Consider the following 24,054-nt stretch of genomic DNA (forward strand, 5'->3'; position numbering starts at 1 on the left):
GGTGGCGTCACGCGGTCGGCGGGCGGGCGCTGCCGCTGTGGTCAGGCGGCGAGTTCGCCGGCCTGGAGCTGCCAGAGGGATGCGTAGAGCCCGTGCAGGGCGAGGAGTTCGTCGTGGGTGCCCTGTTCGGCCACCACGCCGCCCTTGTCCATGACGTAGATCCGGTCCGCGTGGCGGACGGTGGAGAGCCGGTGGGCGATGACGACCATGGTCCGGTCGGCCGCGAAGCTGCGCAGGGTGCGCTGGATGGCGGCCTCGGTCTCGTTGTCCACGGCGGAGGTGGCCTCGTCGAGGATCACCACCGGCGAGTCCTTGAGGATCGCGCGGGCCAGGGCGATCCGCTGCCGTTGGCCGCCGGAGAGCGCGGCGCCGCGTTCGCCGATCAGGGTGTCGTAGCCGTCCGGGAGCGCCGCGACGAAGGTGTGGGCCTCGGCCATGGTGGCCGCCCTGACCACGGCCTCGTCCGAGGCTCCGAAGCTGCCGTAGCGGATGTTGTCGGCGATGCTGCCGTCGAAGAGGAACGGGTCCTGGGCGACGAAGCCGATGGCGTGGCGCAGGTCGTGCCGCCGCAGCTCCCGGATGTCCTGTCCGTCGAGCAGCACGCTGCCGGACTCCGCGTCCTGGAAGCGCATCAGCAGTTTGGCGACCGTGGTCTTGCCGGAGCCGGTGGCGCCGACGAGGGCGGTGACCCGCCCGGCGGGGATGGTCAGCGAGAGGTCCTCCAGCACCGGCGGCCGGCCGGGGTAGGCGAAGGTCACGTCGTCGAGGACGATCTCGCCGCGCACCTTGTCGGTGTCGAGCGGGTCGCCGGTGCCCTCGGCCTCGACGGGCAGGGCGCGCAGCCGGTGGACCCGGTCGTAGGCGGAGAGGGTGCGCTGGTACTGGTCGACGATGCCGCCGAGCCGGTTCATCCGCAGCAGCACCATCTGGGGCAGCCCGATCAGCGGGCTGAACACCTCGAACCGCAGGCTGCCGTCGAGCACCGACCGGCCGCCGATCAGCAGGGTGCCGGCCATCGAGCTGGTCGTGCAGACCCGGACGGTCTCGGCGTGCCGGATCGTGCTCCGGTCGGTCTGCTCGTTGCTGTCCTGGGCCCGCGCGCTCAGCCGGTCGATGCGCCCGGCCTCGTAGTCCTCGGTGCAGAAGCTCTTGACGGTGGCGCCGGCCTCCAGGGTGTTCACCAGTTGGCTGTGCAGCCTGGCCCGGTCCTCCCCGGCGACGGCGTAGTCGGCGGTGACCTTCTCCTGGTAGCGGAGCGACAGCCAGGCGATGACCGGGATGGGCAGGAAGGCGATCCAGGCGATCTGCGGTGCCAGCAGCAGGAACACCGGCACCAGGACGGCCAGGCTGGTGCCCATCTGCAGCACGTCGTTGGCCGAGGTGGCGAAGAAGGCGCCGAGCTGGCGGACGTCGTCGGTGAGCACTCCGGCGATCCGGGTGGTCCGCTCGCCCTCCAGGTGCCGCAGTTCGAGGTGCTGCACGTGGTCGTAGGTGCGGCTGCGCCAGTCGTGCTCGATGTCCTGGCCGAGCCCGCGCCACTGGAGGTTCGAGGAGTACGACAGGCCCGCGACGGCGGCGCAGGCGACGGCCACCAGCCCGGCCAGGCCCCAGAGTTGGGCGGAGGCGGTGGTCAGGCCGAGGCGGACCAGCGGTGCGGCCTCGCCCTTGATGAGGACCAGGGCGGTCCAGCCGAGGAAGGTGGCGAGCGCCATCTCCGAGAACTGGCAGGCGACCGAGAGCGCGGAGGCGCGCAGGAGCCGCCGCCGGTGTGGTCCGACGATCTCCAGCAGGGGGTGGCGTTCGTCCCCGAGCCCGGCCAGTTCGCCGGCCGTGTCGACGGTTCTGCGCCAGGCCCTCCGCAGGACGGCCACGGTCGCGGCCGCGACCCCGCCGAGTGCCACCAGCTGCCTGCTGAGCGCCGACCCGCGGATCAGCGCGACGCCGGCCGCCACCCCGCCGCCGACGGCGAGGACCGGGCGTACGACCAGGCCACGGTCCGGGCGCGGGGCCGGTGCGGCGGCGGGCCGGGGCGGCAGCGGACCGCCTGTCCCGGCCGGCCCCTGGGTGACCAGGGCGACCGCCCTGCGGATGATCCGGCCGACGTCCGCGGCGCGCACCCGCGCGTCGTACCGGACGAGGACCCCACCGGTGATCGGGCTTGCCTGCGCCTCGGTGATCCCGGGGACGCGCCGTAGGGCGGCGGCGAGGATTTCGGCGGTCCTGGGCCGCCCGAGGACCGGCTTGACGTCCCAGCGCTGGCGCCCCGGGACGACCGAACGCGGACGCACGTCCGAATCCACGGAGAGGTTCCCGGCTGCGGCACCCAGCAGAGATGGCATGTGTACGATCACCTGTTTGCGGAGGTCGCGGATGGGCCGTCATTGGGCATGGCGGAGCACTGCGACGAAGTGGGAATTCTGGAGGGGAATGCGGTGCGGCCCTCGGGCCGACGGCCGACCCGCCGCTCGGACACATCCTCCGGGTTCGACCGGAACACGCGCCCAGGCGGCGGCTCGGGCGGGGGCGTCAGTTCGTCTTGCCTGCGCCGGAGCCGGCGGTCGCGCGGATCCTGGGGCCCCTCGCCTCCTGCTCGGTCCGGTGGACGGCCTCGTCCTCCTTCTCGCCGTTCGGCGTGGCGCCCTCGGCGGCCCGGTGATGGTGCTCGTCGGACGCGACCTGCGCGGCCACCATGTCGGCGGCCACCTCGGCCGCGAGGTCGTGGATGTTCTCCCCGGCCTCGTGGGCCGCCTTCTTCACCTCCATCACGATTCCGACGGACGTCTTGACGACGCCGCGCACCAGCGGCTTGAGGAGGCGCTTGGCCAGTGGCGCGACGATGAGGCCGACCAGGAAGGGCGGTACTACGGGCGGCATGATGCTCCAACCTCTCTACGCAGACGGATGACAGGGGACCCCGGGGGCACTGCGAACTCCGGAGCACGCACAACAGAGCGGGCCGAAGCACCCATGTCCGGAATTCTCGATTCCCGTGCCGGATTTCCCTACTGGGCCGAATTCCTCAGTCGATGGGGTCCACCGCCCGCTCCTTGGTCACCGTAGTCGAGCCGGTCCCGTCGGGGCCAAATATCCTCGGCAGATTCACCCGTGCGAGTGCTTTACAAAACACCCCTTCCGCAGGTTGTGACACGCGGAGCCATTGATTTAACATATGATCCGATTTTCAGATCAATGCAGATTGCCAGCCTCCCGCTCCACCCGCCGCCCCAGCGCCGGAAACGGCAGCCCACCGCCACCCAGCACCGCCTCGTGGAAGGCCCGCACCTCGAACCCGGCGCCCAGCTCGGCCTCCGTCCGGGCCCGCAGCCGGACGAACTCCAGGTACCCCGCCCGGTAGGAGAGCGCCTGCCCGGGCAGATCCGTCGCGTAGCGCAGCAGGTCCGAGGCGATCTGGCCCTCCGCCTCGGTGGAGTTGGCGCGCATGAAGTCCCGGGCCTGCTCCAGGCCCATCGTCCCGAGGTTGAGCCCGGTGTCGACGACGAGGCGCTGCGCGGTGAACCGCTCCTGCGCGAGGCGCCCGTAGGCGTCCCACGGATCGTCGTAGAGGCCCATCTCCCAGCCGAGACCCGCCGCGTACTCGGCCCAGCCCTCGTTGAAGGCGCCGAACTCGGCCACCTCGCGGCGCAGTTGGGGCAGGGCGCGGTTCTCCGCCTGCCGGGCGAGGTGGAAGTGGTGCCCGGGAGCCAGCTCGTGGTGGATCAGGGAGGCCGCGCCGATCAGCGAACGCCCCTCCAGGCCAGACCCGTTGTAGCGGTAGCGCCCGACCGGCGCGGCCGGAGTCGGCTGCTCGTAGTACCCGAAGGTCATCCCCGCCTCCAGTGCCGGGTCCAGCCGCGCCAGCCCGTACGGCGCGGCCGGTAGCACCGCGAACCAGCGCGGCAGCAGCGGGGCGAGCCGGTCGAGGTAGCCCCGGTAGCGGGCCTCGACCTCCTCGGGGGTCCGGGCGTACAGCCGGGGCTCGGTGCGCAGCCGCTCGTGGAACTCGGCCTCCGAGCCGTGGAAGCCCAGCGTTCCGCGCACCTCCCGCATCCGCTCGGCGAGTTCCAGGCACTGCTCGCGGCCCAGCTCGTGCAGACGCTCGGGCGGCGTGTCGCCCCCGCTGTGGGTCCGGGCGAAGTCCCGGTACGCCTCCTCGCCGCCCTCGTAGCGCGCCCAGCCGACCTCCTGCGGCGCCTCCCGCCGGTAGTCCGGGTCGTCGAGGAGGGCGAGCAGCCGGTCGAAGCCCGGCACCAACTCGCCGTCCACCAGCCGCCGTACGCCGGCCCTGAGGTGCCCGTGCTCGGCCGGTCCCAGCCCGCGGAGCCGACCGTCGTCCACCTCCACCCGCTGCGCCACGGAGGTCCGCAGGCCGACGAGCGTGGCGCGCGCCCCGGCCAGGGCCGGGGCTGCCACCCGGAAGCCACGGGTGGCCTGTTCCGCCGTCCGGTCGGCGATCGAGCCGACCACCCGGGCCAGCTCGCGCACCAGCGACACGTACCGTTCGCAGTCGGCCCGTCCGGCGAAGACGAACGGGCGGAACACCGCGTCGACGTAGAGCGACAGCGGGAACAGCCGGTACGGCGTGGCCGCGGGTGTCAGCCAGTAGCAGCGGTGGGCGCGCACCTCCTGCTCGGCCAGCCCCGCGAGGAATCCGACGGTGTCGGCATCCGTGCCGGACAGCTCCGCGCCGTCGAGCGCCCGCACCCCGGCCAGCACCCCCTCGGCGAACCGCGCCCGCTCCTCGGCCTCGGCGGGCGAGGCCGGGGGCAGCGTCTCGACCGGGAGCCCCTGGCGGACTCTCAGCAGTGGCTCGCGCTCCAGCAGGAACTCCCAGTAGCGGTCCGCCAGATGGCCGGGCTCGTTCGTCCTCACGCTCATGCGGCCAGTGTGGCGGTGACGGGCCGCCCTGCCACCCGGTCCACGGGGCGGCAGCCCCCGTGTCCCTCGAACGGGTGAGGCGACGGAGGGCGCACCGGCGCCGGCCGGTACGGAACCCCCGTGCCGGCCCGTCGGGCCGTCCCGACCGAGGCCTCCGGGAGGCGTCACCCGGGAAGGAACGATCCGACCCCGACCTGCACCACGCGCTATTCGAACACGCTTACTGTGCAGGCGAGTTGACTCGCCAGGGACAGAACTCGGTGGCACCATGACGCCCATGCCCCGTCGCACCCCGTCGGCCGCCCGCTCCCTCACCGCCGCCGTACTGGCCCTCGCGACGGCCGGTTGCGGGGGCGCCGCCCCGTCCTCGACGAGCACTCTGCTCGTGGAGCGCGGGACCGTCCGGATCGCCGCGTCCAGCGAGACGCCGAGCTTCGACCCGTACTCCACCTTCGGGGCCAGTCAGGCCCGTTTCTCCTACGACTCGCTGGTCAACCTCGCCCCCGACGGCACCGTGGTCTCCGGCCTCGCCTCCTCCTGGCAGGCCTCCACCACCACGGCCACCTTCACCCTCCGCCCGGACGTCACCTGCTCCGACGGCACCCCGCTCACCGCCTCCGCCGTGGCCCGGGCGCTGACGTACGCGAGCGACCCGGCCAAGCAGCTGGCCGGTGCCCAGACCGTCCTGCCGAACGTCCCGTTCACCGCGAGCGCCGACGACCGGGCCGGCACGGTGTCCGCCACCACCACCGCGCCCTTCCCGTTCCTCACCCGCACCCTCGGCCTGCTGCCGATCGTCTGCCCCACCGGGCTCGACGATCCGCCGTCGCTCGGACGCACCACCCGGGGCACCGGCCCGTACGTGCTCACCCGCTACTCCCCCGGCGGGCCCTACGAGTTCACCGTCCGCGAGGGCTACAGCTGGGGCCCGGCCGGGGCGACCACCGCTGCGCCCGGCCTGCCGGCCCGGATCGTCCTCTCGGTGGTGCCCCAGGCGGCGACCGCGGCGAACCTGCTGCTCACCGGCGGCATCGACATCGCGAGCGTGAACGGGCCGGACCGCGCCCGGCTCACCGGCCACGGCCTGACCGCCGAGGACGTGGCGACGGTGGTCGGGCTGACCTTCTTCAACCAGCGCCCCGGCCACCCGCTCGCCGACCCGGCACTGCGCCGGGCCCTGGTGTCCGCCCTGGACCGCCAGGGCCTCGCCAACGTCGCCGTCGGCGGCACCGGCCACCCGGCCGGCGACTTCGGCGCCGAGGGCGCCGTCTGCCACGCCGACCTCGCCGACGCCAACCTGCCCGCCCAGGACGCCGCCGAGGCCCTGCGCGCCGCCGGCTGGGCCCGCGGGCCGGACGGCCGGCTGACCAAGGACGGCCGACCGCTGCGGCTGCGCCTGATCACCAGCCCCGACCTCGGCCCCACCCTGCCACCCGCCGCCGAGCTGATGGCCCGGACCTGGACGGCGCTCGGCGCGGACGTCAAGCTCGTCACCGAGAGCCTGCCCGCCCTCGTCAACGCCATGTACCAGACCGGCGACTTCGACGTCGTGGTCGGCACCACTCCGGGCTTCGCCCTGCCGGTCGGCTTCATCCCGTTCTTCTCGGGCCCCGCCCCCTCCCAGGGGCTGAACTTCGCGGGCGTCACCGACCCCGAGTACGACGCCCTGGTCGCCCAGGCCCTCCGGGAGCAGGACACCGAAGGCTGCGGCACCTGGAACCGGGCCGCCGCCGCGCTCTTCCGCTCGGCCGACGCCCTGCCGATCGCCGACGGCCGGAGCACCGTGTACGGCCGGAGCACCACCTTCACCACCACCTTCGGCGGCCAGCTCGTCCCCACCAGCATCCGCCTCCACCGGTGACCGGGAGGCCGACCGTGTCCCTGCCCCGCCTGCTGCGGAACCCCTGGACGGCGTTCCTCGGCCGCCGCACCGCCCGACTGGTCCTCTCCCTCGTCATCGTGCTCACCGCCTCCTTCGCGATGATCCGCCTCGTCCCCGGCGACCCGGTCCGCGCCGCCCTCGGTGTCGACGCCGCCCCCGCCCTGGTCTCCGCGCGCCGACACCAACTCGGCCTCGACGTACCGTTCCCGACCCAGTTCCGGCACTACCTGGGCGGCCTCGTCCACGGCGACCTCGGAACGTCGCTGGTCACCGGCACGCCGGTCGCCGAGCTGGTCCGCACCCGGCTGCCGGCCACCCTGGAGATCGCCGGCCTGGCCTTCCTGGTCACCCTCGCCGTGGCCCTGCCCGGCGGGCTGCTCGCCGCGGTCCGCACCCGCGACGGCCGGCGCCCGCGCAGCGAGCTGGCGTTCACCGTGCTCACCGCCGGCCTGGCCGGGGTGCCGGACTTCGTGCTGGCCGCCGGGCTCACCGCACTGCTGGCCGTCGGCCTCCAGCTGCTGCCGGTGGCCGGCGCGGCGGGTGCCGAGTCCTTCGTGCTGCCGGTCCTCGCGCTCGCCCTCGCGCCGACGGCCGTCCTGGTGCGCATCGTCCGGGTGGAGGCGCTGAAGGTGCTGGGCGAGGACTACCTGCGCACCGCACGCGGCAAACGGCTGTCCCCCGCCCGCCGCTACCTGCGGCACGCCGCGCCGAACATGGCCACCGCCGCGCTCACCGTCGCCGGGAGCCTGCTGCCCGCCATGATCGCCGGCACCGTCCTGGTGGAGAAGGTGTTCGCCTGGCCCGGCATCGGCTCGGCGATGGCCCAGTCCGTGGTCAGCCAGGACTACCCGGTGATCCAGGCGATGGTGCTGATCCTGGGCTCCACCGTGCTGCTCTCCGGCCTCCTGGTCGACGTGCTGCTGGCGGTGCTGGACCCGCGTTCCACGATCCGGGAGAGCTGAGATGTCCCTTCCCACCCGGCACCTCCGCTCACCGATGGCCTGGACCTCGGCGGTCATGCTGGCCTCGCTGCTCGTCCTCGCACTGGTCGCACCGCTCCTGTGGGGCACCGCGGCCGACCGTCCCGACCCCTTCGCGGTGCTCCAGGGCCCTTCCACCGCCCACCCGTTCGGCACCGACAACCTCGGCCGGGACGTCCTCGCCCGGGTCCTGACCGCCACCAGGCCATCCCTGCTGCTGGCCCTGGCCGCCACCCTGCTCGGCGCCACCGGCGGCGTCCTGCTCGGCGCGGCCACCGCCGTGGTCGGCCACCGCGCCCGCCGGCTGCTCACCGCGCTGATCAACCTGCTCCTCGCCTTCCCCGCGCTGCTGGTCGCGATGTTCCTCGCGGTCGTGTTCGGCGCGGGCGCCGCCGGAGCGGTGCTCGCCCTCGCCGTCGCCGGCGTCCCCGGCTTCGCCCGGCTCGCCCAGACGCTCGCCGCCGCCGTCGCCGGCACCGACCACCTGGCCGCGGCCCGGGTGCTCGGCCTGCGCCGACACCGGCTGCTGTGGCGGCACGTCCTGCCGAACATCGCCGAACCGCTGCTGCTGGCCACCACCACGGCCGCGGGCACCGCCCTCGTCGCGCTCGCCGGGCTGAGCTTCCTCGGCCTGGGTGTCCAACCACCCGACTACGACTGGGGGCAGCTGCTCAACCAGGGACTCGACCGGATCTACGCCGACCCCCTGCCCGCGCTCGCCCCCGGTCTGGCCGTCCTCTACGCGGCGGTGACGTTCCAACTGCTCGGCGAGGTCCTGGCCGGCGGCGTCGCCCGGCGCACCCCGGCACCCCGTACACCCGCGCCGCCGACCGCCCCATGCGGGTCCCCCCGACCGAAGGCCGGGGGAGTGTCCGCCGAGGACGGCCTGGTGCTCCAGGTCGAGGACCTCAGCGTCGAACTCCCCACCCCGGGCGGGATGATCCGGCCGGTGCGCGACGTGAGCCTCTCCCTGCGCCCCGGCGAGATCGTCGGGCTCGTCGGCGAGTCCGGCTCCGGCAAGTCGCTCACCGCGCTCGCCATCGCCGACCTGCTGCCCGAACGGGCCCGCGTCACCCGGCGGACCCTCCGGCTGCTCGGCGCCGACCTCGCCACCATGACGCCGAAGCAACGCGACCGCCACCTCGCGACCGGCCTGACGACGGTCTTCCAGAACCCGGCCTCCGCGCTCAACCCGTCCCTGCGGATCTCCACCCAGCTCACCGAGGCCGTCCGGGCGCACCGCGGCGCGAGCCGTGCCCAGGCGCTGTCGGAGGCCGCCGACGCGCTGCGCAAGGTCGCCCTTCCCCCCGAACTGCTGCGCTCGCGCCCCCACCAGCTCTCCGGCGGCCAGCGCCAACGGGTGATGATCGCCGCCGGGCTGATGCTGCGACCGGGCCTGGTCATCGCCGACGAGCCGACCACCGCGCTGGACGTCACCGTGCAGCGGCAGATCACCCGGCTGCTGTCCGACATCCGGCGGGAGACCTCCGCCGCCGTCCTGTTCATCAGCCACGACGTCGCACTGGTCGGCGAGTTCTGCGACCGCGTCCTCGTGATGTACGCGGGGGCCGTCGTCGAGTCGCTGCCCGCCGACCGGCTCGCCGGCGGCGCCCGGCACCCCTACACCCGGGCCCTGGTCGCGTCGGTACCGGACCTCGCGGCGGACCGCGACCGGCCGCTGCCCACGGTGCAGGGCGCACCGCCCGACCCGCTGGCGCCCGCCCCGGGCTGCCCGTTCGAGCCCCGCTGCCCGCGCCGCCGGGACCACTGCGCCGAACAGGCCCCGCCGCTGGGAGAGCTCGACGCGGACCACCGGGTGGCGTGCTGGAACCCGGCGCCGGTGGAGGTCCTCGCCCCATGACCACCCTTCAGCTCCTCGACCTCACCGTCCGCCACCACGGCCCGTACGGCCCCGTCGCCGCCGTCGACGGGGTCTCGCTGGAGATCCCGGCCGGCACCACGCTCGGGCTCGTGGGCGAGTCCGGCTCCGGGAAGTCGAGCCTGGCCCGCGCGATCGTCGGTCTCACGCCCGTGCACGGCGGCCGGGTCCTGCTCGACGGCCGGGAGGTCCGGGTCCGGACGGTCGGCGACCGGCGCCGGCTCGGCCGACTGGTCCAGATCGTCCTCCAGGACCCGGACACCGCACTGGACCCCAGGATGACCGTCCGCCGGACGCTCCTCGAAGCGGCCACCTCCTTCCACCGGCTCGACCGGCCGGCCCGGGCCGAACGCGTCCCCGCCCTGCTCGAACTCGTCGGCCTGGGAACCGAGTTCGCGGACCGCCTGCCGCACCAGCTGTCCGGCGGCCAGCGCCAGCGGGTCGCCGTCGCCCGTGCCCTGGCCGTCGAGCCCGGCCTGCTGATCGCCGACGAGATCACCTCGGCCCTGGACGTGTCGGTGCAGGCCGCCGTCCTCAACACCATCCGCGACCTCCAGCGGCGGCTCGGCCTGTCCATGCTGTTCATCGGCCACAACCTGCCCGCGGTCTGCCACGTCTCCGACGTGCTGGCGGTCATGCGGGACGGCCGGATCGTCGAAACCGCCCCCACCGAGGCCCTGTTGCGCACGCCGCGGCACCCCTACACTCGGGCGCTGCTCGACGCCGTGCCCCGCCTGCCCTCCGGGAGGTCCTGATGCCCAGTCGCCCAGCGGACGCCGTGGTGGTCGGAGCCGGAGTGATCGGCGCCGCCATCGCCCTCGAACTCGCCCGCACCGGACGGCAGGTGACCGTCGTCGACAAGGCGGGCGCCGCCGGCCACGGCTCCACCAGCGCCTCCAGCGCGATCATCCGGTTCAACTACTCCACCTTCGACGGGGTCGCCACCGCCTGGGAGGCCCAACACCTCTGGACGTCCTGGCCCGAGCACCTCCGGCTCACCGGCCACCGCCCGCTCGCCGCCTTCCACCGCACCGGCGTCGTCCTGCTCGACTCCCCCGCCGCCGACCCGTCCGCCGTCACCGCGCTGTTCGACCGCGCCGGCGTCCCGTACGAACGGTGGGACGCCGGCGCGCTGCGCCGCCACCTGCCCGGGATCGACGCCGGCCGGTACTGGCCGCCGAAACCCGTGGACGACGACGCGTTCTTCGACGCGCCTTCCGGCGAACTCGGCGCACTCTTCACCCCGGACGCCGGGTTCGTCGACGACCCGCAGCTCGCCGCCCAGAACCTCGCGGACGCGGCGGGCGAGCTGGGCGCGCGCTTCCTGTTCCACCACACCGTGGTGGCCGTCGACCGCGCCGCGGGCCGGGTGACGGGCATACGGCTGGCCGACGGCACCCGGATCGCCGCACCGGTCGTGGTCAACGCCGCCGGCCCGTGGTCGGGCGGCCTCAACCGGCTGGCCGGCGTCGGCGACGACTTCACCGTCGGTGTACGGCCGCTGCGCGAGGAGGTGCACCAGGTCACCGCCCCCGGCTTCGGCCCGGTGGTCGCCGACCTCGACCTCGGCACCTACCTCCGAGCGGCCCCCGGCGGCCGGCTCCTGGTCGGCGGCACCGAGCCGGCCTGCGACCCGCCGCAGTGGATCGACGACCCGGACGAAGCCGACCCCCGCCCGACCGCCCGCCGCTTCCGGACCCAGGTCACCCGGGCGGCCCGCCGCTTCCCGGAGATCGGCGTCCCCAACCGGCCCCTCGGGATCGCGGGCGTGTACGACGTCGCCGACGACTGGACCCCGATCTACGACCGCACCGCCCTGGCCGGCTACTACGTCGCCATGGGCACCAGCGGCAACCAGTTCAAGAACGCCCCGCTGGTGGGCCGCTACCTGACCGCCCTGATCGACGCGGTCGAGTCCGGCCACGACCACGACCGCACCCCGGTCCGCCACCGCTGCGACCACACCGGCAACGTCGTCGACCTGGGTGCCTACTCCCGCCTGCGCCCGCTGCGACCCGACTCCGCCCGGACGGTCATGGGCTGACCGCGCCCAGCTCCCGCACCAGGTCCTCGACCACACCGACCACGAACTCGGGCGCCTCGTGCGGGAAGTCATGGCCCGTCCCCTCCGGCGTGTACACCAGCCGGGACGATGTCGACGCCGCCAGGTACCGCGTCCTGCTCCGGAGGTAGAAGCGGCTGATCCGCTCCGCCTCGGCCGCGTCCCGGGCACCGGCCAGCACCGCCTCACCGCCGACGAGGTCCCGCGGTATCACCAGCACCAGCGGCAGGTCGCCGAGGTCACCGTCGTACACCACGGTCTCCCAACCCACTCGCGCCAGCCCGGACGGCGACAGCTCGGCGAAGACCGACGCGGCGGCACAGGCCGGCCCGGTCCTGAGCCCGGGGCCGCGGCGGGCGCCGAACAGCTGCCGCACCGCCGTCCGCAGGAGGCCACGGCGCATCGCCGCCAGCTGCCGGTTGGGCGGCGCGAAGGCGATCACCTCCAGGGGCGTCGGATCCAGCAGCACGAGGCCGGCCACCAGGTCCGGCCGACGCCTGGCCACGTTCGCGACCAGCAGCCCGCCGAAGGAGTGACCGACGAACACGAAGGGAGCCCGCTCCCCCGCCTCCTCCAGCGCCGCCGGAAGCTCCTGCGCCTCGGCCGCCGTCGTCCGCGGGAACGGCCCGACGTCGCTCCAGCCCGTCCCGAGGCGGTCCACCAGCACCGACCGGGCCCTCGCCGCCAGCATCGTGTGCAGCTCCCGGAGGTCCTCACCCGGGGCGTGCCCGCCGGGCACCCAGACCACCGTCGGCCCGCCCCCCGCCTCCCCCTCGGCGAGGACGTGCATCCGGTGACCGCCCACGTCCACCAGCCGCCCCGGCGGCGGATTCCCCCGCGCCCCGCGGGCCACCAGCACCAGGTGCCGCACGGCTCCCGCCGCCAGCAGCACACCGACGGCCATCACCAGGCCACCGAGCGCCACCGCCCAGGCCGCCCCCGTCCCGACCAGCAGGCCCCCGACTGCCACCACCAGCACCGCGACGGGCACTCCCAGCCAGTCCCGGCTCAACAGCGCGAGCAGGGAGTCCGCGACCCGTCCGTCCTGGCGCATCGGTCCTCCGCGAGGGCAGTCGAAAACCGATCCTTGCCAGTATCCTCCCCCGGGCCGTCCAGCACGAGGCCGGCGCCTCCCGCGCCTTCCTCTTCCTCTCAACCGCCCCGACCTGCGCCGACGCATCGAACGCCCAAGCCGGTCGCCCACCGAAGTAGGGGTGGCACAGGGTCACAGCCGTGACCCATCCGCTGCCTTCCCCGGCGCTCAAGGAGTTCCTGGCGACACTCCGTCGGGGCGAAGAACGCTCGGGAGTGGTTACCTCGATCGAGACCTTCGGCGTGTTCGTCGACGTTGACGGAGCCCCCGAACCCTCGGTGGGCTTCATCCCACCACCGGAGGTCTCGTGGAAGTGGATCTCCTCCTGCGGCGAGGCCGTGACGACCGGGCAGCGGGTGACCACGGCGGTCCTCGGAGTCGACGCCGAGAGGCGCGGGCAGGCTGTCCTGTCCCTGATCGCCCTGCGGCCCCTGCGCCCGCGCACCACCGAAGCCGTGCCGTCAACCTCTCCCGCCGGCCTCGGCGGCGAGGCGGCCGAGCATCGCCATCACGATGATCCGCGTCTTCTTGTCGTTCGTCACCGCGCAGTGGGCGTCGACGCCCCGCTCGTCCGGTGCCGCGTCCGGGTCGGTCAGGCCCAACCGGACCAGGTCGACGGCATACTCGTGACACCGGGAGTAGTCCGCCGCGGCGCTCACCGCCTCGACGTGGTCGATGCGGACAGGATCCTCGGCACGCAACCGTGCCGGGGTGGGTGCAGGGCCCAGCGCCTCCCCGATCCACGCCGACACGGCCTCCCGGGAGCAGCCCTGTTCGAGCTTCGAAGCGTTCGCGGCGGTGAGTGCCAGATGGACAAGGAGCAGTCCGAACCACTGGGCGGCCTCGCCGGGAGGAGTGTCCACGCCCGTCGGCGGCATCACGGCCTGGTACAGCGCAGCCACATCATCGTCGCGCGCGGCGGCGGCGACGGCCTTCACGGCGCTGCCGAGGGCAGCCTGGTCGATGGTCACGTCGGTGGTTCTCCTCGTAGTCGGCAGCATCAACGTACCGCTCCCCTGGGGGGATCGGTGCGGGTTGCGCATGGTTCGGCCCCCGAGCTGAAGGCACTCGCGGGCGGGCGCCACGGTCGACCGTGCGCCGCGCCGCGTCGGTGAGTCCGATCCACCGAACCCACCTGTCGGGCCGCGTCCATGTCTCGGGCGGTGCCCGGCACTTGGGTGGAGACCTCCGAAGTCGGCATCGACGTGGTGAAGGAGCTGCTCGCCGGTCCGAGGTAGCGGTGCCCGGCCGAAGGACGACCGGGTCGTCGGGTTGTGCGCCCTGGACCAGTTCTCCTCGCCGCCTTCGTCACCGGTGCCTGCGGGCGGGCGGCCGGAGCGTCCGAGCCGGGGTCCGGCCGTCGGCCCGCCCCGGCGCGGGCGCCACCGCTCGGGAACGCGTCGAAGGGCCGGCGGGGGGCCGGCCCTTCGAGCGGGGGGAGGGCGGTGGTCAGAGGCGGAACGGGTTGGCGTTGCGGGCCGCAAGGAGGTACCAGGCGACCTGCCCCTGGGCGTCCGGCGCGGTGCGGGACAGGCAGTACGCCCCGTTGACGTTGCTCTTGACGTAGTAGGCGGAACCGACGGGCTCGAACCACCATTCCTGGTTGGCCTGGGCGGCCAGGCCTCCCGGGCAGCGGGAGGCCTGGCCCCTCGGCTTCAGGTGCGGGCTTGCGGCGTCAGTTCCGGACGGTGGGCCGCAGGGTGGTGATGGCGCCGTAGTGGCCGTCCGAGGCGCCGCCGACCTCGATCCCTACCGGCGCGGCGGGGGCCCGCTTGAGGCCGACCCGGAAGGTGTACTCGACCGGGTTGCCCTTCATCACGCCCTCCAGCTGGGCCGGCGCCACGCCGAGCCGCCCGTTGCAGTCCTCGGTCACCTCGAAGGACTTCCACTCGTTGCCGACCTTCGCCTCCACCGTGACGTCCTGCCCGGTCAGGCCCTCGCTGGCGGGCAGGGACAGGTACACCGTCGGGCGCAGCCGGCCCGGGCCGTCGGGCGAGGTGACCTTGAAGGTGAACTCGGTGGGGGTCTTGCCGATGACGAGCGGAGAGGGCTTGGAGGCGGAGGCCACTGCCGGGCGGTGGCTGTCGACGACCGAGGTGGTCACGACGCCCTTGGTGAGCACCTGGGAGGTGGACGGCGTCACGGCGTCGGCCTCGACGAGCAGTCGGCCCGGCTGGTTGCCGCGGTCGAGCACCATCCGGTACTCGACGGTGCGGCTCTCGCCCGCGGCCAGGGTGAAGGCCGCGTCGTTGCCGGTGCCGGCGTAGTCCATGCCGCCGCCCTGGCTCAGCGAGGGCATAGCCTTCCAGCCGGAGGCGTCCTTGCGCTCCAGGGTGCCCTGCGCCATGGAGAGCATCCGCTGGCACTGCGCGCCCTCGTACTGCTGGGTCGCGACCACCGGGGCCACGCTGCGGGTGCCCGAGGCGTCGTTGTTCTTCCAGGTGACCGAGAACGAGACCTGGTTGCCGACCTGGATCTTCTGGCCCTGGTGGAGGCCGTTGAAGGTGATCCCGATGCCGCCGGCGGGCTTGGCCGGGGCCTTAGTGGCCGGCTTCACGGCCGACTTGGTGTCGGCCTTGACGTCGGTCTTGGCGACGGCGGGGCCCTGCCCGACCGGGGCCTCGGCGGTGGGCGCGGCGGTGGTGGGCGCGGCTGGGGCGGGGGTGGTCGGGACGGCGCCCGCGCCGGGGGTGGCCGAGGAGCTGGCCGAGGGGGTGGGGGCGGAGGCGGCGACGGACGACCCGCCGTTGGTCGGGCCGCAGGCGGCGACACCGACGGCGGCGACGACGGCCAGCGGGACGATCTTCGCAATGCGGGCGATAACGGACGCGTTCATGTGACAGTCCCCCCAAAGGACATGGTGATGGTGGTTTTGATCGGATGAGCGGGCGCCTACTGTCGCGCCCCGAGGAGCCGGCCCGAGCCCCCCGGCTTCGCCGGCTCGCTCTCCCCGCCTCTCACCCTGATAGACGTCCATCCCGCCGGGGGGTTGCACCCGGGTTCGAAGAAATTTTCCGAGGCCGCAGCGGACGGGTGAGGGGACGTCAATTCCCGCCCTGCTCCAGGAGGAACTCCTGGTAGTGCTGCAGCGGCGCCACACGGGCACCGAGCCCCGCTCCGCGCGCCAGATGTATCTGCCGCCGCGCGCGGAAGGCCGAACGCCGCGCCTGCTTCCGGCCCGCCTGGCGGCGCGTCCGCGGTGCGCCGGGTCTCATCGGTCCACGCCTCCCATCACCGGGTCGATGCTCGCCACCGAGACGATGACGTCCGCGACCTGCCCGCCCTCGCACATCGCCGCCACCGCCTGCAGGTTGGTGAACGACGGATCCCGGAAGTGCACCCGGTACGGCCGCGTGCCGCCGTCGGAGACGACGTGCACGCCCAGCTCGCCCCTGGCGGACTCGACCGCCACGTACGCCTGCCCCGTCGGGACGCGGAAGCCCTCCGTCACCAGCTTGAAGTGGTGGATCAGCGCCTCCATGGACTCGCCCATGATCTTGCGGATGTGGTCGAGGGAGTTGCCCAACCCGTCTGGTCCGACGGCCAGTTGGGCGGGCCAGGCGATCTTCTTGTCGGCCACCATGACCGGGCCGGGAGCCAGCCGGTCGAGGCACTGCTCGACGATCCGCAGCGACTGGCGCATCTCCTCCAGCCGGATCAGGAACCGGCCGTAGGAGTCCGCGGTGTCGGCCACCGCGACCTCGAACTCATAGGTCTCGTAACCGCAGTACGGGTCGCTCTTGCGCAGGTCGTGCGGCAGGCCGGTGGCCCGCAGGATCGGCCCGGTGGCGCCGAGGGCCAGGCAGCCGGGCAGGTCCAGGAAGCCGACGCCGACCAGTCGGGCCCTGAAGGCGGGGTTGTGGGTCGCCAGCTTGTCGTACTCCGGGATCCGCGAGCGCAGCAGCCTGACCGCCTCGCGGATCTGGTCCGGCGCGCCCGGGGGCAGGTCCTGCGCGAGACCGCCCGGCCGGACGTAGCCGTGGTTCATGCGCAGGCCCGTCACCAGCTCGAAGACGTCCAGGACGACCTCGCGGTCCCGGAATCCGTAGACCATCAGCGTGGTGGAGCCGATCTCCATCCCGCCGGCGGCCAGTGCCACCAGGTGCGAGGAGATCCGGTTGAGCTCCATCATCATCACCCGGATGACGCCGGCCCGGTCCGGGACCTGCTCGGTGATCCCGAGCAGCTTCTCCACCGCCAGGCAGTAGGCCGTCTCGTTGAACAGCGGGGTCAGGTAGTCCATCCGGGTCACGAAGGTGGTGCCCTGCACCCAGTTGCGGAACTCCATGTTCTTCTCGATGCCGGTGTGGAGGTAGCCGATGCCGCAGCGCGCCTCCTTCACCGTCTCGCCGTCGATCTCCAGGACCAGGCGCAGCACGCCGTGCGTGGACGGGTGCTGCGGACCCATGTTGACGATGATCCGCTCGTCGTCCGCCCGTCGCTGCGCAGCGGCGACCTCCTCCCAGTCGCCACCGGTGACGGTGTAGACGCGGCCCTCGGTCGTGTCCCGCGCTTCTGCCGACTCGTGCTCGATGCCGCTCATCAGCCGTACGACCTCCGCTCGGGTCCGTTGGTCACGGTCTGTGCGCCTGTGTCGCGACGCACGATCGGGCGCGCCGGGCCTCGGTCTCGGCAGGCCGGCCTCGCGCCGGCCACACGGGCCCGACTCGGGGCGCGGACTGCTCACGTCCAGGATCTCGCACATCTGCCGTGAACACCCGGCCGGACCGGCAGTGCACCGGCCACGGCCACGGCCATACTGCGGAACGGTCACGGGTTCCGGGCCAGACGGACCGCCTGCATGATCGGCACGCGCCGAAGGTCCGGCGGGACCGCGCAGCCGGAGCGCAGCGGCCTGCCGGGAGGAGAGGGGCGGGGCACATGACTGGCTGCCACAGGATCGGCGATCACGTCCCAGGGCGGGCCGTAGCGGGCGCCTGCGTGCCGGTTACGGTTCCCCGCCTCGTCCCTCCGGTCGGGGCGGGCGTTGGCGTCGGCCGCGTACCGGCGGTTCAGGGCTGCTTGGGCAGTGCAGGGCTGCCGTACTCCTCGAGCGCGTCGATCACCGTCCGTAGGTCCAGTCGGGTGTCCGTGCTGCCGGGACCGGTCGCTCTGGCGGACGAGAACCGGCCGTCCGGGGAGAACTCCACCCGCAGCGTCCAGTCGAGCAGTGAGAACCGCATCGCCCCGTCCTGCTCGCGCGTGACCTGCCAGCCATAGAGATGGGCTGTCGCGCCGAGGTAGTGGGCGTCGTGGCTCACCGGTGGAGGCTCGGATTCCGTCATGGCCCGATGCTCGCGTGACCGGTGCCTCAGCGCCAGTTGCCATGCCGCCCCGGCCGTGGACCCGGTGGGCCGGAGCCCGGGCCCGTACCCGGCCCGGTTCCCGCGCCTGGTGGCCCCGACCCGGTACCGCCGGCTCCTCCGCAGCCCGAGCCCGATCCGCAGCCGCCCCCTGCGCCCGCGCCGGAACCGGGCCCTCACCCTGGCCCGATGCCGGGACCCGTACCGGCACCCGAGCCGGTCACCTGACCGGCGCGACGGACAGGGAGACGCAGGGTTCGCCGGAGGTCGGACGAGCCCGCTTTCCTGGTGCAGATCCACGATGCCCAGCACGATGCGCTTCGACTTCCGGTCTGCGGTGGATGGCGTCCTCAAGTCCTGGACAGGGCCCGAGGCCCCCTCCGACGACCCGCATGCCAGGCTCCTGGAGATGCCGGCCGAGGACCATGCGATGGATCACGCGGATTTCGAGGGCGCCATCGCCGGAGGTGAGTGCGGCGCGGGCACCGTCATCCTCTGGGACGAGGGCACCCACCGCCGCCTGGCGACGGACCGCGCCACGGCCGGGCGATTCCGTTCGGTCGGACACTCGGCGGCGGTCGGTTCTCCATCGAGGTGGCGGACAACCCCGACGAGATGGGGCACCATGTCCTGCCAGAGGCCGAGGAGTCACTGGTCCGCAGTGCCGTGCCTCGGTGTCCGTGCCGCGGACCTGGATAAGGATGCCCGCGGAACCGGAGGAGGTCGAACCCTGGCCGGCCCGGGGACGGGCGGTGGCCTGGGAGGAGACCGGACATCTGACGGCCGTCGACCTGACGGCCACACACCCGGCCGCACCCAACCGCTTGGACGCCGCGCTGGCGCGAGAGGTCGTGTCCCTCGGCTTCTCCTCTCCGTGGGGCCCGGCGCGGGCTGGGGAGTTGACGGCGGACCTGAGCCGGTTGAGGGACTTCTTCGCCGCTGCCGCGGCTGCGGGCGACGCGGTGGTCGAGTTCGAGTCGGCGTGACCACCGCGATACCGCGAGGCGGCCGGGATCCGCGAGTTCCCGGCCCTCCCGTCCCTCTGGACCGGCGCCCGCTCCCGATGCGGCCGACGGCCGACCCGATCGGGGACCGGACCGCGCGCCGCTGTCGCCCGACACGGCCCTGTGGACGGGCTGACGCCGGACGAGGCCGTCGAGCTGATCGGTGACCAGCTCGTCCGGGACGGGCCCGGCAGTCTCGCTCCGGACTGCTCCGACCGCAGGGAGCGGGCCGTCGCGATGACCGTCGAGGCGAGCCTGCGGCGACTGGACGGCCCGAGTCGGCAGTGCTTCCCGCAGCTTGGCATCCTCCCCGAGGACGTCGCCGTCCCCGCCGAGGTCCTCGGCCTGCTGTGGGCGACGGGCGGCCTCGATCCCACCGGCAGTGGACGCCTGATCCGCGGTGGACGCCCGATCAGGAGACTCCCCCGGACCGCACGGTTCCCGGCGACCCGGTCAGGGCCATGCTCCTTGCCCGGGGCTCTCGGCGGACGGCGAGGGATCACCACGCGCGTGCGCCGCGGGTCGGCGCGGCACCCCATGACCCGGTGACGGTTCTGTGAATTTCCGACATATATACTCTTTTCATATTACGGCCGTTCAGGTGGCTCTGTCGGCCTCCTGACGGTTACCTCAAACCCTCGGAGGCCCTCCCGTGTCCTACCCCTTCCCGCGCCGCGAACCAACGAGAGGCGCTCGTCCCGGCGGCGGTCGGCCCGCTCTGCGCACCGCTGTCGGTGTGCTGACCGCCGCCGTCCTTTCGCTGTCGCCGGTCATACCGGCCACCACCGCCGGGGCGGCGGGCTCGGGCGGGCAGGCCGTACGGGGTTCCGGGCAGGAGCGGCCGATCGGGCCGAAGCCGGTGGTGGACCTGCTGGCGCACGGCAATCTGACGATGGCGTCGAACTCGGTGGTGTCCTGCGACCCGGAGGACTCCGCCTGTGACGACAACGCCTACAACAACAACCGGGTGAACTGGGTCAAGACCGACCCCGGCGCCCCCGGCAACACGGCCTCCTCGGCCAAGCTGAACATTCCGGCCGGCGCCCGGGTCCTGAACGCCCGCCTGTACTGGCAGCTGAACCCGGTCGGCACCTCGCTCACCTCGACCTCCGGGGACGCGTCCAAGGCGGACCAGGTGTCCGTGAAGGTCCCCGGCGCCACCGGTTACCAGCGCCTGACGGCCGACACCTACGACTGGTTCGACCAGAAGGTCGGCGGCACGCCCCCGGCGCCGCTGACCGCCCACGCGGGCGTCAAGGACGTCACGGAGCTGGTGCGCTCGGCCGGCTCCGGCGAGTACACCGTGGCCGACATCCAGGCCTGCCAGGGCCGTTCCTCCGCCGGCGACTTCGGCGGCCAGAACGTCGGCTGCTGGGGCGGCTGGTCCCTGGTCGTCGCTTACGAGGACCCGAAGGAGCCGCTGCGCTACCTCCAGGTCTGGGACGGGTACCAGCTCATCCGCCCGCCCGTGCCCAGCATCACCATGACCCTCGACGGCATCCGCACCCCGGCCGGCCGAGCGCCGGCGGCGACCATGGGCGTCATCGTCGGCGACGGCGACGCGCCGATCGCCGGGGACTCGCTGGAGGTGGGCCCCGACGCCGGCAAGCTGACCGCCCTGCCCATGCCCACCTCCGGCGGCCCGGCCACCGACAACGCCTTCACCAGCCGCATCGACCGCGTCACGGCCGACGGCACCGGCAGCAACATCACCGACCGCACCCCGAACCCGGTCGACAACGTCGGCTACGACGCACGGATGATCGACGTCACCGGCAAGCTGCCCGCCGGCAGTACCAAGGCCGTCCTGCGCGTCACCGGCCAGGGCGACGCGCTGGAGCCCCAGGCGATCTGGCTGGCCGTCGAGGCGCGTGAGCCCGACCTCCAGCTCACCAAGGCCAACAAGCCGGCCGGCGACACCAGCGGCCAGGCCCCCGGACTCGTCCAGCCCGGCGCCGAGATCACCTACACCTTCACCCTCGCCAACCGGCACCAGGACGGCACCAGCGCCGACCTGGACACCGCCACCGGCGTCACCCTCACCGACCGCCTGCCCGACGGGACCAGCTACGTCGAGGGCTCCGGCCCCGGCTGCACCGCCTCCGGACAGACCGTCACCTGCCCGACCGCCGACCTCGCCCCCAGCGCCGAGACCACCGTCTCCTTCCGGGCCCGCGTCGACGCCTCCCTGCCCCCTGGCACCAAGCTCGACGACACCGCCTCCCTCGCCTACCGCGGCGCCCAGACCGGCCGCGACCAGCAGCGCACCAGCAACACCGTCCGCAACACCGTGGCCGAGAACGCCGGCTACCGCCTCACCAAGACCGCGGACAAGACCGACGCGAACCCCGGCGACACCGTCCACTACCGCGTCGACATCACCAACACCGGCAACACGCCGCTCAGCGCACTGACCGTCAGCGACGACCTCACCGCCGTCCTCGACGACGCCGCCTACAACGACGACGCCACCGCCACCACCGGCACGACCACCTACGCCCAGCCCGTCCTCGGCTGGAAGGGTGACCTGGCCGCCGGTGCCACCGCCAAGCTGACGTACAGCGTCACGCTCCACAACCCGGCCGCCGGGGACCACACCCTGCGCAACACCGTCACGGCGGACCGGCCCGGCGGCAACTGCCCGCCCGCGGCGACCGCCGGCGAGTGCACCGCGACCGTCACGGTCCACACCTCGACCCCGGCACCCACCGGCTCGCCCACGCAGAGCCCCGGTGCGAGCACCGGCCCGAGCACCGGCCCGAGCGGTGACCACAGCCCGGCGCCCACCGGCCGGCCCAGCCAGCCGTCCTCGGGCGGCGGCATCCTGGCCAGCACCGGCAGCCAGGTCGCCCTCACCACCGGCATCGCCGCGCTCGTCATCGGCGGCGGACTGATCCTGCTGGCGGCTTCCCGCCGCAAGCGCCACCGCCACTGAGCCGGACACCGAACGGCGGCAGGGCGGTCACCACCTGGTGGTGACCGCCCTGCCGCCGTTGTGCCGCCGGGGGCCGGCCGGGGCGCAGTCGCCCCCGGCCGGCTCCCGCACCGCCTCCGCCGTCGCGGGCGGCCTGACGTTCCTTTCCCGTCACCATTGCGGGGCACCCCGGGCGTATCAGCTGGTACACGAACACTGCCCCTCTCGGCATGGTGCGTTCACGCTCGGTCTGTTGTGCTGTCCGGGTAGTGACATCGGATACCGGAGTGTGCCCATGCCCGTACACGACCACGGCCGTGAGACCGGCCGGCGCAAACCCGCTCAGCGGCCTGCCGCGCGCTCCTCCTCGGTGCCCGCCCCGGGACTGACCCCCGATCAGGGACTCCTCGGCCTGCAGGCTTCGGCCGGCAACGCCGCCGTCGTCCAGATGATGCGCCGGGCCGGCCTCCTCGATGGCAGGCGGCGGCCCGGGCACAGCGCCGGCCTCGAGGACCGGCAAGCCGCGCACAACGTGCCCGCGGTGCAGCGCTCCTCCGTCCATGCCGTCCTGCGCACCGCTGGACGGCCCCTCGACGAGGCCACCCGCACCGACATGGAGAACCGCTTCGGCACCGACTTCACCGATGTCCGCGTCCATGACGACGGTGCCGCCAGGGCCTCCACCGCCGAGATCGGGGCTCACGCCTACACCAGCGGCAGTCACATCGTCCTCGGCGACGGCGGCGGCGACCGGCACACCCTCGCCCACGAGCTCACCCACGTCATCCAACAGCGCCAAGGCTCCGTCGCCGGCACCGACAACGGAGCGGGCCTGCGGGTCTCCGACCCCTCCGACCGCTTCGAACGCGAAGCGGAGGCCAACGCGATCCGGGTCATGCGCGCGACCGCCCGGGTCATGCGGGCGCCCGCCGGCGAGACCGCTGTCCAGCGGGCACCGCGCGCGGTGCCGCACGCGGGAGCGGGACCGGTCCAGCGGATGGGCAAGAAGAACAGCGGTCATTGGTCCTCGAAAGGAGATGCCACAAAAGGAAAGGCCGTGGACGGCCCCAAGCAGGGCGACCACCTCTTCAACGCCCTCGGGGACGCGATGATCAGCCTCATCCCGAAGCTCAGAGAACAGAACGAGAGCCTGCTGTACGAGAGTCCGGACGCGCAGCAGGCTGTCAACGGCCTGATCGACGAGCTGCAGACGCTCGCGGAGCAGGCGAAGCGGCTGCGTGCGAACGAGGAGTACGAATCGGCGCAGGCCGTGGTGGGGGGTGGTGCCGGCCGAGCCGGTGACGCGAACTCCCAGGTCTACGGAAAGTTCGTCGAGGGCATGCGGCACGCGGCTGACATCCTGCACTACGGCGTCGCCTGGGAGGAAGATCCGCTGGTGCTGTCCGTGACCGCCGTGACGACCGCCGGCGACCTCGAGGCGAAGATCTTCGACCAGGACGCCTACCGGAGGAAGGTGCAGGAGAACGGGATGAGGGGGAAGAAGAAGCAGGACTCGCTCAACGACTGGGTCCGAGCGACGAAGGCTCACATGTTGGCACTCTTCCAGAAGTACCTGCAGGTCATGAACAGGATCCGCGAGGAATCCAGGTAGCCGCTGATCGTCGGATAGCTCCCCTCGCCCCGCACCGCGGTCCTCACGGCGCGGGGCGAGCGGCGCTCGGCTGCCCGACGGGTGGTCAGTGCTCCCCGACGGCGGTCAGTGCGCAGGGGCGGGCGGCAGGTGGAAGCCGACCTCGGCACCGCCGCCGGGGGCGGCGGTCGCGAAGACGGTGCCGTGGTCGGCGGCGACGAGGTCGTGGACGATGGCCAGCCCCAGCCCCGAGCCCGGGGTGGCCTGGGTGCCGGCGGCGCGGAAGAAGCGCTCGAAGACGGCCTGCCGGTCGCCGGGGGCGATGCCGGGCCCGTGGTCGCGCACGGACAGCCGGGTGCCGGTGACCCGGATCTCCACCGGGGTGCCGTCCGGGCTGAACTTGACGGCGTTGCCCACCAGGCGCCGGCACGGCATCCCCCTGCCGGCTGTGTCGTGCCCGCTGTCCGATGA

Annotated in this window: 17 protein-coding genes and 2 pseudogenes; 10 read left to right on the forward strand and 9 right to left on the reverse strand. The window is 73.5% G+C overall.

Features of this window, described 5'->3' with window-relative positions:
- Positions 1–41: 41 nt before the first annotated feature.
- From ACWDBE_RS23595 to ACWDBE_RS23605, 3 genes are all read right to left on the reverse strand, one after another.
- Positions 42–2,339, reverse strand: a complete 2,298-nt coding sequence (locus tag ACWDBE_RS23595; RefSeq protein WP_449790519.1) for an ATP-binding cassette domain-containing protein — start codon at positions 2,337–2,339, stop codon at positions 42–44.
- A gap of 187 nt (positions 2,340–2,526) precedes the next feature.
- Positions 2,527–2,874, reverse strand: coding sequence for a DUF5132 domain-containing protein (locus tag ACWDBE_RS23600; RefSeq protein ID WP_449790520.1), 348 nt, complete (start codon positions 2,872–2,874; stop codon positions 2,527–2,529).
- A 312-nt stretch (positions 2,875–3,186) separates the two neighbouring features.
- On the reverse strand, positions 3,187–4,875 hold the full coding sequence (locus tag ACWDBE_RS23605; RefSeq protein WP_449790521.1) for a DUF885 domain-containing protein: 1,689 nt from the start codon (positions 4,873–4,875) through the stop codon (positions 3,187–3,189).
- Positions 4,876–5,152: 277 nt separating this feature from the next.
- Between ACWDBE_RS23605 and ACWDBE_RS23610 the strand changes: the two genes are divergently transcribed.
- The 5 genes from ACWDBE_RS23610 to ACWDBE_RS23630 are packed head-to-tail and all read left to right on the forward strand — an operon-like array spanning position 5,153 to position 11,660.
- Positions 5,153–6,736, forward strand: coding sequence for an ABC transporter substrate-binding protein (locus tag ACWDBE_RS23610; RefSeq protein WP_449808976.1), 1,584 nt, complete (start codon positions 5,153–5,155; stop codon positions 6,734–6,736).
- A 14-nt stretch (positions 6,737–6,750) separates the two neighbouring features.
- Positions 6,751–7,719 carry an ABC transporter permease gene (locus ACWDBE_RS23615; protein ID WP_449790523.1) on the forward strand — a complete coding sequence of 323 codons (969 nt, stop codon included), beginning with the start codon at positions 6,751–6,753 and terminating at the stop codon, positions 7,717–7,719.
- A 1-nt stretch (position 7,720) separates the two neighbouring features.
- On the forward strand, positions 7,721–9,598 hold the full coding sequence (locus ACWDBE_RS23620; protein WP_449790524.1) for a dipeptide/oligopeptide/nickel ABC transporter permease/ATP-binding protein: 1,878 nt from the start codon (positions 7,721–7,723) through the stop codon (positions 9,596–9,598).
- The gene (locus tag ACWDBE_RS23625) at positions 9,595–10,371 is read left to right on the forward strand and encodes an ABC transporter ATP-binding protein (RefSeq protein ID WP_449808977.1); all 777 of its coding nucleotides are present in this window, start codon (positions 9,595–9,597) and stop codon (positions 10,369–10,371) included. The genes ACWDBE_RS23620 and ACWDBE_RS23625 overlap by 4 nt, the downstream gene beginning before the upstream one ends.
- Positions 10,371–11,660 (forward strand): NAD(P)/FAD-dependent oxidoreductase, encoded by a 1,290-nt coding sequence (locus tag ACWDBE_RS23630; protein WP_449790526.1) that lies wholly within the window; start codon positions 10,371–10,373, stop codon positions 11,658–11,660. The genes ACWDBE_RS23625 and ACWDBE_RS23630 overlap by 1 nt, the downstream gene beginning before the upstream one ends.
- Here ACWDBE_RS23630 and ACWDBE_RS23635 read toward each other — a convergent pair.
- Positions 11,650–12,732 carry an alpha/beta fold hydrolase gene (locus tag ACWDBE_RS23635; RefSeq protein WP_449790527.1) on the reverse strand — a complete coding sequence of 361 codons (1,083 nt, stop codon included), beginning with the start codon at positions 12,730–12,732 and terminating at the stop codon, positions 11,650–11,652. The two genes, ACWDBE_RS23630 and ACWDBE_RS23635, sit on opposite strands and share 11 nt — an antisense overlap.
- A 179-nt stretch (positions 12,733–12,911) precedes the next feature.
- Here ACWDBE_RS23635 and ACWDBE_RS23640 point away from each other — a divergent pair.
- A pseudogene (locus ACWDBE_RS23640) lies at positions 12,912–13,157 on the forward strand (S1 RNA-binding domain-containing protein); the annotation flags it as partial.
- A 75-nt stretch (positions 13,158–13,232) separates the two neighbouring features.
- Here the strand turns inward: ACWDBE_RS23640 and ACWDBE_RS23645 are convergent.
- The 4 genes from ACWDBE_RS23645 to ACWDBE_RS23660 all read right to left on the reverse strand — a co-directional run bounded on the left by ACWDBE_RS23645 (position 13,233) and on the right by ACWDBE_RS23660 (position 18,056).
- On the reverse strand, positions 13,233–13,742 hold the full coding sequence (locus ACWDBE_RS23645) for a hypothetical protein (RefSeq protein WP_449808990.1): 510 nt from the start codon (positions 13,740–13,742) through the stop codon (positions 13,233–13,235).
- A gap of 704 nt (positions 13,743–14,446) precedes the next feature.
- Positions 14,447–15,607, reverse strand: coding sequence for a hypothetical protein (locus tag ACWDBE_RS23650; RefSeq protein ID WP_449808978.1), 1,161 nt, complete (start codon positions 15,605–15,607; stop codon positions 14,447–14,449).
- Between the two features lie 375 nt (positions 15,608–15,982).
- A complete protein-coding gene (locus ACWDBE_RS23655; protein ID WP_449808979.1) occupies positions 15,983–17,314 on the reverse strand; it encodes an NADH-quinone oxidoreductase subunit D in 1,332 nt (443 codons plus the stop codon).
- A gap of 469 nt (positions 17,315–17,783) precedes the next feature.
- Positions 17,784–18,056, reverse strand: a complete 273-nt coding sequence (locus ACWDBE_RS23660) for a hypothetical protein (protein ID WP_449793439.1) — start codon at positions 18,054–18,056, stop codon at positions 17,784–17,786.
- A gap of 331 nt (positions 18,057–18,387) precedes the next feature.
- Between ACWDBE_RS23660 and ACWDBE_RS23665 the strand changes: the two are divergent.
- The 4 genes and pseudogenes from ACWDBE_RS23665 to ACWDBE_RS23680 all read left to right on the forward strand — a co-directional run.
- Positions 18,388–18,540: pseudogene (locus tag ACWDBE_RS23665) on the forward strand (DNA polymerase ligase N-terminal domain-containing protein); the annotation flags it as partial.
- Between the two features lie 235 nt (positions 18,541–18,775).
- The gene (locus ACWDBE_RS23670) at positions 18,776–19,060 is read left to right on the forward strand and encodes a hypothetical protein (protein WP_449793442.1); all 285 of its coding nucleotides are present in this window, start codon (positions 18,776–18,778) and stop codon (positions 19,058–19,060) included.
- A gap of 754 nt (positions 19,061–19,814) precedes the next feature.
- The gene (locus ACWDBE_RS23675) at positions 19,815–22,013 is read left to right on the forward strand and encodes a DUF7927 domain-containing protein (RefSeq protein ID WP_449808980.1); all 2,199 of its coding nucleotides are present in this window, start codon (positions 19,815–19,817) and stop codon (positions 22,011–22,013) included.
- Positions 22,014–22,287: 274 nt separating this feature from the next.
- Positions 22,288–23,604: an eCIS core domain-containing protein gene (locus ACWDBE_RS23680; protein ID WP_449808981.1), complete on the forward strand. Its 1,317-nt coding sequence runs from the start codon at positions 22,288–22,290 to the stop codon at positions 23,602–23,604.
- Between the two features lie 105 nt (positions 23,605–23,709).
- Here the strand turns inward: ACWDBE_RS23680 and ACWDBE_RS23685 are convergent, their stop codons facing one another.
- Positions 23,710–24,018, reverse strand: a complete 309-nt coding sequence (locus tag ACWDBE_RS23685; RefSeq protein ID WP_449793436.1) for a sensor histidine kinase — start codon at positions 24,016–24,018, stop codon at positions 23,710–23,712.
- Positions 24,019–24,054: the final 36 nt, after the last annotated feature.

It is taken from the genome of Kitasatospora sp. NPDC001132, from assembly GCF_053598415.1.

What these genes read in the sequence shown, in the direction of transcription:
- ACWDBE_RS23610 (WP_449808976.1), top strand. Translation starts at nt 5,153, where the DNA reads ATGCCCCGTCGCACCCCGTCGGCCGCCCGCTCCCTCACCGCCGCCGTA.
- ACWDBE_RS23600 (WP_449790520.1), bottom strand. Translation starts at nt 2,874, where the DNA reads ATGCCGCCCGTAGTACCGCCCTTCCTGGTCGGCCTCATCGTCGCGCCA.
- ACWDBE_RS23650 (WP_449808978.1), bottom strand. Translation starts at nt 15,607, where the DNA reads ATGAACGCGTCCGTTATCGCCCGCATTGCGAAGATCGTCCCGCTGGCC.
- ACWDBE_RS23660 (WP_449793439.1), bottom strand. Translation starts at nt 18,056, where the DNA reads ATGACGGAATCCGAGCCTCCACCGGTGAGCCACGACGCCCACTACCTC.
- ACWDBE_RS23655 (WP_449808979.1), bottom strand. Translation starts at nt 17,314, where the DNA reads ATGAGCGGCATCGAGCACGAGTCGGCAGAAGCGCGGGACACGACCGAG.
- ACWDBE_RS23595 (WP_449790519.1), bottom strand. Translation starts at nt 2,339, where the DNA reads ATGCCATCTCTGCTGGGTGCCGCAGCCGGGAACCTCTCCGTGGATTCG.
- ACWDBE_RS23605 (WP_449790521.1), bottom strand. Translation starts at nt 4,875, where the DNA reads ATGAGCGTGAGGACGAACGAGCCCGGCCATCTGGCGGACCGCTACTGG.
- ACWDBE_RS23685 (WP_449793436.1), bottom strand. Translation starts at nt 24,018, where the DNA reads ATGCCGTGCCGGCGCCTGGTGGGCAACGCCGTCAAGTTCAGCCCGGAC.
- ACWDBE_RS23635 (WP_449790527.1), bottom strand. Translation starts at nt 12,732, where the DNA reads ATGCGCCAGGACGGACGGGTCGCGGACTCCCTGCTCGCGCTGTTGAGC.
- ACWDBE_RS23630 (WP_449790526.1), top strand. Translation starts at nt 10,371, where the DNA reads ATGCCCAGTCGCCCAGCGGACGCCGTGGTGGTCGGAGCCGGAGTGATC.
- ACWDBE_RS23680 (WP_449808981.1), top strand. Translation starts at nt 22,288, where the DNA reads ATGCCCGTACACGACCACGGCCGTGAGACCGGCCGGCGCAAACCCGCT.
- ACWDBE_RS23620 (WP_449790524.1), top strand. Translation starts at nt 7,721, where the DNA reads ATGTCCCTTCCCACCCGGCACCTCCGCTCACCGATGGCCTGGACCTCG.
- ACWDBE_RS23625 (WP_449808977.1), top strand. Translation starts at nt 9,595, where the DNA reads ATGACCACCCTTCAGCTCCTCGACCTCACCGTCCGCCACCACGGCCCG.
- ACWDBE_RS23670 (WP_449793442.1), top strand. Translation starts at nt 18,776, where the DNA reads ATGCCCGCGGAACCGGAGGAGGTCGAACCCTGGCCGGCCCGGGGACGG.